The 6,551-nt window shown below is 36.3% G+C and carries 7 protein-coding genes and 1 pseudogene; 6 read left to right on the forward strand and 2 right to left on the reverse strand.

Annotation, left to right across the window (positions count from 1 at the left end):
* From U0839_RS08025 to U0839_RS08050, 6 genes and pseudogenes are all read left to right on the forward strand, one after another.
* Positions 1 to 197 (forward strand): hypothetical protein (locus U0839_RS08025; protein ID WP_413550446.1); only part of this gene is annotated, 197 nt, incomplete at its 5' end.
* Positions 198 to 414: 217 nt separating this feature from the next.
* Positions 415 to 951 (forward strand): hypothetical protein, encoded by a 537-nt coding sequence (locus U0839_RS08030; RefSeq protein WP_155565743.1) that lies wholly within the window; start codon positions 415 to 417, stop codon positions 949 to 951.
* A gap of 19 nt (positions 952 to 970) precedes the next feature.
* Complete coding sequence (locus tag U0839_RS08035) at positions 971 to 1,504, forward strand: hypothetical protein (protein WP_155565742.1); 534 nt, start codon at positions 971 to 973, stop codon at positions 1,502 to 1,504.
* Positions 1,488 to 2,786 carry a hypothetical protein gene (locus U0839_RS08040; RefSeq protein ID WP_155565741.1) on the forward strand — a complete coding sequence of 433 codons (1,299 nt, stop codon included), beginning with the start codon at positions 1,488 to 1,490 and terminating at the stop codon, positions 2,784 to 2,786. Before U0839_RS08035 ends, U0839_RS08040 begins: the two co-directional genes overlap by 17 nt.
* A 13-nt stretch (positions 2,787 to 2,799) precedes the next feature.
* Complete coding sequence (locus U0839_RS08045) at positions 2,800 to 4,332, forward strand: hypothetical protein (protein ID WP_155565740.1); 1,533 nt, start codon at positions 2,800 to 2,802, stop codon at positions 4,330 to 4,332.
* Between the two features lie 11 nt (positions 4,333 to 4,343).
* A pseudogene (locus U0839_RS08050) lies at positions 4,344 to 4,781 on the forward strand (NADH-quinone oxidoreductase subunit B); the annotation flags it as partial.
* A gap of 28 nt (positions 4,782 to 4,809) precedes the next feature.
* Here the strand turns inward: U0839_RS08050 and pssA are convergent.
* Both pssA and U0839_RS08060 read right to left on the reverse strand, forming a co-directional pair.
* Complete coding sequence (gene pssA, locus U0839_RS08055; protein WP_155565739.1) at positions 4,810 to 5,634, reverse strand: CDP-diacylglycerol--serine O-phosphatidyltransferase; 825 nt, start codon at positions 5,632 to 5,634, stop codon at positions 4,810 to 4,812.
* Between the two features lie 28 nt (positions 5,635 to 5,662).
* Positions 5,663 to 6,343, reverse strand: coding sequence for a phosphatidylserine decarboxylase (locus tag U0839_RS08060; RefSeq protein ID WP_255487949.1), 681 nt, complete (start codon positions 6,341 to 6,343; stop codon positions 5,663 to 5,665).
* Between the last annotated feature and the right edge of the window lie 208 nt (positions 6,344 to 6,551).

The raw sequence follows: 6,551 nt of genomic DNA on the forward strand, positions 1-6,551 counted from the left end.
ATGATATTTCTGTATTGGTTGATGTCCCTATTAATGATCCTATTTCATGTATTATTGATTTTAGGTATGGCACCTTTAATTATGGTGTTTATGGAAAGGTTGAATGGAAAAATTCAGGGAAAACCTTTGGAATCATCCCAATATGTATTACAAAATATCAAAATTATATATTCACGAATTTTAAATTTTCTTTTTAAAAAAATATTGTCTGTCAATACCCTGATTTATTTAATAATTATTGGATTATTAGTAACTGTGGCAATATCTATTCCTATATTTTCAACAAATATCCTGGTTAACAATAATTCCGATTTTATCTTTGTTACGATATTGTTAATATTTGTACCTTTTTTGATATTTTTTCTTGTTTTTCAAGATTGCTCACTGCTATGTTTCAAAAAATCGCAGCGGATTATGTTCCAAACTTTCATGTATATTCCTGCAATTTTACAGATCGCTATGGTTTGCCGTTTAAATACAAAAAGTACAGAACTTTCGCATATTGTACTTTTTTTTCATAATTCCACAAGTTTGATAAATTTGGCCCTATGTCCTCTTTTTATATGTGCATGTTCTCTATTTTTTCTTGTTCTAGATATACCGGATTTTGTGAATTTTATTGAGAAAGATGGGTTTGATGGAGACGAGAAGGCAATCTTGTTTTATATTTCTAGTCTCCAGTTTCTGATCTGGCTATCCCTGATTGCGTTTTTAATATGGCCCCAGAGTATTGCCATCTTTGATTTACAGACAAAATCCTTGATGTATTGGTTGTTAACCGCTTTTTTTGGATTATTGGCATGGAGTGGTAAAATTGTCATAGAATGTCTTGTAATTTCTATAATGAGAAATTTCTTATTTTTGTCCAAGGGTTATTACAAAATTGGTATCGCAACAGTATTGAATTTTGTGGCCGTTGTCATTTATTTTGCAGGTTTGGGCGGAATATAGAATGGTATTTGCCTTTTTTATGAGTCTGCTATTACTGATTACGATAAGCGGCATTTCCTCGTCTTCGTTACAGGCAGTTATTCATTCTATACTGACGGGATGCTGTCTTTTATCTGGTTGGCAGAATGCACTTAACAGTAAAATTACGTTATTGAGTTTTTTTATGCTTTTCACTGTGGCAATTTTTTTTACGGTCATTTTGAAAGGACAATATTTCCAGTATACTTTGAAAACCTTATTTACAGGATTATTCTTGACCATTCTTGCTGTTTCCCTTGTTGTCCATGTATTGCCGCCTTCATTGTTCCGCTTGGAATATGGAATAGTTTTATCTATAATTCTGGTTGGGGTATTTTATAGCATGAGCAGTCAAGCAATCGGAGGACAAATTGCTGGTATGCTATGTGTATTGAATGCTTTAACCCTTGTCGTTGGATTGAATAGTCAATTCTATGCATTTTTTACTCTTTTTGCTTTTTATGTTGTTTTTTTGCTAGCTTCTATTTTTATCATGCAACGTTTTGGACAGGTTGACTGTGTTCGGAAATGGTGATTTAGCAAAAATTTTGTATTGGAGTTGTGTTCTCTGGCCCGTGGCAGGAATCATAGGAATTTATGCCTGTCATCATCAGCGTGCAAAAATCCGATGTCATTTTATTGTAACAATAATCCTTTTTTTTATTACGGTTGCATCGGCATTTATTCATGATGATTTTTATCTTTCCGTTATTTGGAAACATGACGAGTTAACAAGTTTTTTAAGGGTTATGATCGCTATAGGTAGCATTATTGCATCAATAGTTTTGAAATTCATGGTTCCTGGCCAATTAAGTTCATCTGGAAAGCAAAAAAAATTATCCTATAGTCTCGGCCTCTATCAATTAATTATCTGTACCGCCATGATGGCTGTAGCTATTAATAATTTTTTTATAGCGCAGATTTGTTTGCATAGCATGATTTTCCTGTCTTTTTTGGCTTGTTTTATTCATGGTGGGGGAGAACAGATACAGGCGGCTTGGGAATACTTCCGCTATATGCTTTTTTTTATGATAATGGCTTTGATGGGTGTTTTCATTCTTGAGTTATCTGTTGGACAAACCTATCCCTTGTTACCCCGTTTTGGCAGTTTTATCCTGGCGTTTAGTATTGTTCAAATGATCGGGTTGTTTCCCGTATTCATCATTTTTCTACGTTTTGTCATTCATTTGCCCACTTTAATTGGCAGTATTATCTTTTTTATCATCCCAGTTGCTTTTCTCTCCTTATTCATAAGATTATTTCAAATCTCATCTTATCAAAACCCTCAATCATTTCTCATGATATTAGGGTTGATCAGTTTCATTATCATTATTATAAAGGAGAATGATGATCCTTTTTTGTATTCCCCGTTTTTGATCACTATTTTGGCAGCTTTGGCTGGTATTTTTTCCAATGGATTTCAGGGTTTATACAGTTTTTGCCTTTTCATAACCGTTCTGGTTATTTATGCACCGTTAGGGTATATTCTTCGAAAAAGTCCTTTTGCTGTGGATTCTAGAGGTTGGTTTGTCATTGCCATATCTGCATTTCCGCCATTTGGCATATTTTTTGCATGTGCAATTTTGATTGCGAGTTTGTTTGCACAGTTTCCCTGGTTGGGATCATGCTTGTTTTTATTGTTTTTTGTAAGAGGCTTTTTTCTGTTTAAAAAAAATAATATTCAATTATTTTCTCGAAATATTTTTACAAAAGAGGGTGGATGTTTATTGAGCATGATTTTTTTACCCTCTTTGGTTATTCCTATCATTGCCAAATATTGGCTATTTCAAATTGCAATGCAGTTTATACAAAAGTGATTGTTTCTGAAAAATGGTTGATAAAAAAACATTTGTTCAGCGTTCCCTAAAATTAATAGATTGTCTTAAAAATCATCAAACAGATAGTAGGTTTTTCATTTCTCTTGATGAACAAGAATGGACGGAGATGCTTGCGGCATTAAAAACTGATCGGCTTATGTTTCTTACGATGTGGTGTAAGGAGGATACTGTTTTTGTTTTATTTCTTGAGAATGGATACAAGCCCATTGGCGTTCGTATTTCCGCATCAATGAACCGTTATCTGGCCTTGTCTTCTGTAAGACCCGCTGCCATTATATATGAAAGAATGATCTGGGAGTTATGGGGTAAGGAAGCAATGAATGCTGTTGATTTACGCCCATGGTTGGATCGGGGTTTATGGAATAATTGCTGGCCATTGTCAGAAAAACCAGGGCCTGTCTTATGGCCTCCAGAAAGACAAGAAAATCCATCTGTCTCTCATTTACTGAATAATGGAGGGGAGATAACGGTTATTGATCCCTCCAATGCGACAGAAAAATTGCCTGTGCTGTGGCGTTTTCTTAATATGGGTGAGCGGATTATCCGAGCTGAATCAGTGTACGGATATACGCATAGAGGAATTCTATCCAATCTGTATAATAGAAATAGTTTGGAAATATTACCTTTAATAAGCCGTATTAACGCACTTGATTCCGTTGCGCATCAGATTGCCTTTTCTCATGCGATTGAAGATATTGCAAATTTTGTCCCTTCCTTGCCTGTTTTGAGAAAACGTATCTTATATTCTGAATTATCCAGAGTTGCAGCCTATCTGCTTTATTTAACACGCTTATTTCGCGTGTTAGAAGTAGAGTTGGTTGCCAGCCGGTGTGATCTGGCGCGTGAACTTCTTATGCGTTGGAATATACATTATTTTGGGCATCGCTGGTTAATGGATTGTGTTTTTCCTGGTGCCGTTTTTTTAGGGCAAGAAAATGATAAAAAAAGACATTTTCCTAAAAAAATTAAATATTTGATTGATCAGGCATTTAATTTGGCTATAACCTTGCCTGGTCTGGGTGACTATCTTCAAAATATGGGAATTTTATCTCTAAAAAAAGCGATTGATTTCAATATAGGTGGAATTGTTGGGCGGGCTTCCGGACGGGATGTGGATTTGCGTCGGTACATGTCTGAATACCGGTTGGAATGGCTGCCACCTCCGAATTTTACAAAAGGGGACGTTGATGCACGTATGCAGTCATGGTTTGTTGAGATAAAAACATCGTTAAATATAATCGATATACTTCTAAAGGAAGAAAATAGCGAGGAAGCGTTCAAATCCTCTCAAGAAATTATTATCGAAAAATTAAATGGGGAAGGGATTGGTGTTTGTGAAGGGGTACAAGGGGATTTATGGTATTATGTGAGATTAGAAGCGGGGGTTATAAAAGACGTATTTATACGTGATCCTGGTGCCAATCAGGCCTATGTCTTGCAAGATGTATTAAAAAATGAACATTTTGATAATCATGTCTTGATAAAGGCGTCATTTGGTCATTTGGTAACAGGCGTAGATCTATAAAAGGAAAACTAGTGGTTTTTATTAAATCCTTGATCGATTCATTAACTGGAAAAATAAAACCTGTTCAAAAATTTGCCGGTCAAAAAAAACAGGATATACATGTATTTCATATTGGATGTGGAGACTGCAATGGATGCACGTTTGAACTGCAGGCCTTAAAAGGGACCGCATATGATATAAAAGATGCGGGGATAAAATTTGTTGGACATCCTGCTGATGCAGACTTGTTGTTAATATCAGGGCTGATTACTCGTGCTATGCTTCCTTATATTGAAAAAAGCTGGAAATTGATTGCTAAATCAAAAGCGATTGTAACAATTGGATCATGTGCAATTAACCGACATATTTTTGCAAGTAATTATGCGATCTTGGGTGAAAATGTTGGTGACGAGGAATGTATTTTGCAAATTGAAGGATGTCCGCCTTTACCTTCCACAATTATGGATTGTTTAATGAAATTGAAACGGAATACGTCTTCTAATTTTTATTCAAAAAGTCCTCCCCCTTTTTCGTCTTCACAAGAATTGTCTGGGCATCAGCTTTTAGACGATGGTAACTGCGATAACTCAGCGGAATTAGACCCAGATATAAAATCCCGCTTAAAGCCAATGTTCCCCAAGGATCTGCTACCAGAATAGTTGCGAAGATGCAGGTGCTTAAAAATATAGGCATGACGTAAGAAGTGGGAATTTTAAAATTTTTGAATGACCAGATTGGTAAGGTAGAAATCAGCAAAAAAGATGTTATGACTAAAATTGTAATTGTCAGGATTTCGGAATGGGCGATGGAATTAAGAAAATCAATTTGATAATGCTTGCTTTCCAAGCCAAGAAAAACAGGAAATAAAACTATTCCAGCACCTGCCGGGGCAGGGACACCCGTAAAAAAATTGCTGGCATATTGAGGTTTGTTATCATCAAGTGCGGCATTAAATCGTGCCAGGCGTAAAGCCATGCATACCGTAAATATTGCACAGGGAATAAAAGAATAATCCCCTCCATTTTTGAGGGACCATAAGTATAAGACAAGACTTGGAGCAACCCCGAAGGACAAAAAATCGACAAGGCTGTCCAATTCTGCACCAAATCGACTTGTACCACGTAATAAACGGGCAATTCGCCCATCCAACCCGTCAAAACAGGCAGCAATCAATATGGCGATAACAGCCTCATTGAACCTTCCATGAATTGCACTGCGAATACTGATCAGACCGGCACACAATCCAAGAATTGTCAATAAGTTTGGAATAATCCGATTAAAGGAAATTCCCTTGACTCGGGGACGAATTTTTTGTCGTAACATTAATTTATGTTCTGGGTTAAAAGAGCGTTTATAATTTTGCAACAATCGTTTCGCCGCCGATCATGGTTTGCCCAACCTCAATGCAGGGTTGACACCCATCGGGCAGGTAAAGATCCACTCTGGAGCCAAATCGGATCAACCCATAAATATCACCCATATTAAATTGTTGATTTATATCGGCATTACATACAATTCTTCTGGCAATCAATCCGGCAATCTGAACAACAACCACCTTTTTTCCATCTGGTAAAGTTATGCAAATTGCGTTGCGTTCATTATGTTCTGATGCTTTATCCAGTGAAGCGTTAAAAAATTTTCCCTTGATATATGATCGTGCGGTAATTTTTCCAGCGACAGGGATGCGTTGTAAGTGGACGTTGAAAATGGAAAGAAAAATAGAAACGCGCCAGACCGGTTTGTCACCCAAACCTAAATCAACAGGAGGGGGAATATAGTTTATGGCTGAAACGGTTCCATCTGCTGGGGAAACAAGAATATCATTTTTATGGGGGATAATTCGCTTGGGATTACGAAAAAAATACCAGCAAAACCCAAAAAATAAGCTTCCTATAAGACCAATTAAATGTCCGATCCGAGCATGAATGCGATAGCCAATAAAACTTATCAAAGCAGAGATGCAGAGAAAAGGATATCCAGCTTTGTGCGGTTTACTAATATTTGTTCGGATTGAATGTAAAATAGACATCAGGGAATTCCTTAGGGGATGGTCGTTTGTTATTTTTACAATTTTCTTTTGCGATTCCAGTTGGGTTTCGGTAATTTTTGTTTTAAAATTCTTTTTTTCGAAGCGGAAAAGATTGTAATCGGGGCATAGAGTTTTTTTCGGATTTCAATCAGATGGTATTCTCCTCCAAAGGGAATGAAAAAATGACCTAAAAATTCTAACAGCTTATTTC

The organism is Commensalibacter sp. A3DC, from assembly GCF_047307945.1.
In the GTDB taxonomy this organism is placed as follows: Bacteria; Pseudomonadota; Alphaproteobacteria; order Acetobacterales; family Acetobacteraceae; genus Commensalibacter; species Commensalibacter melissae.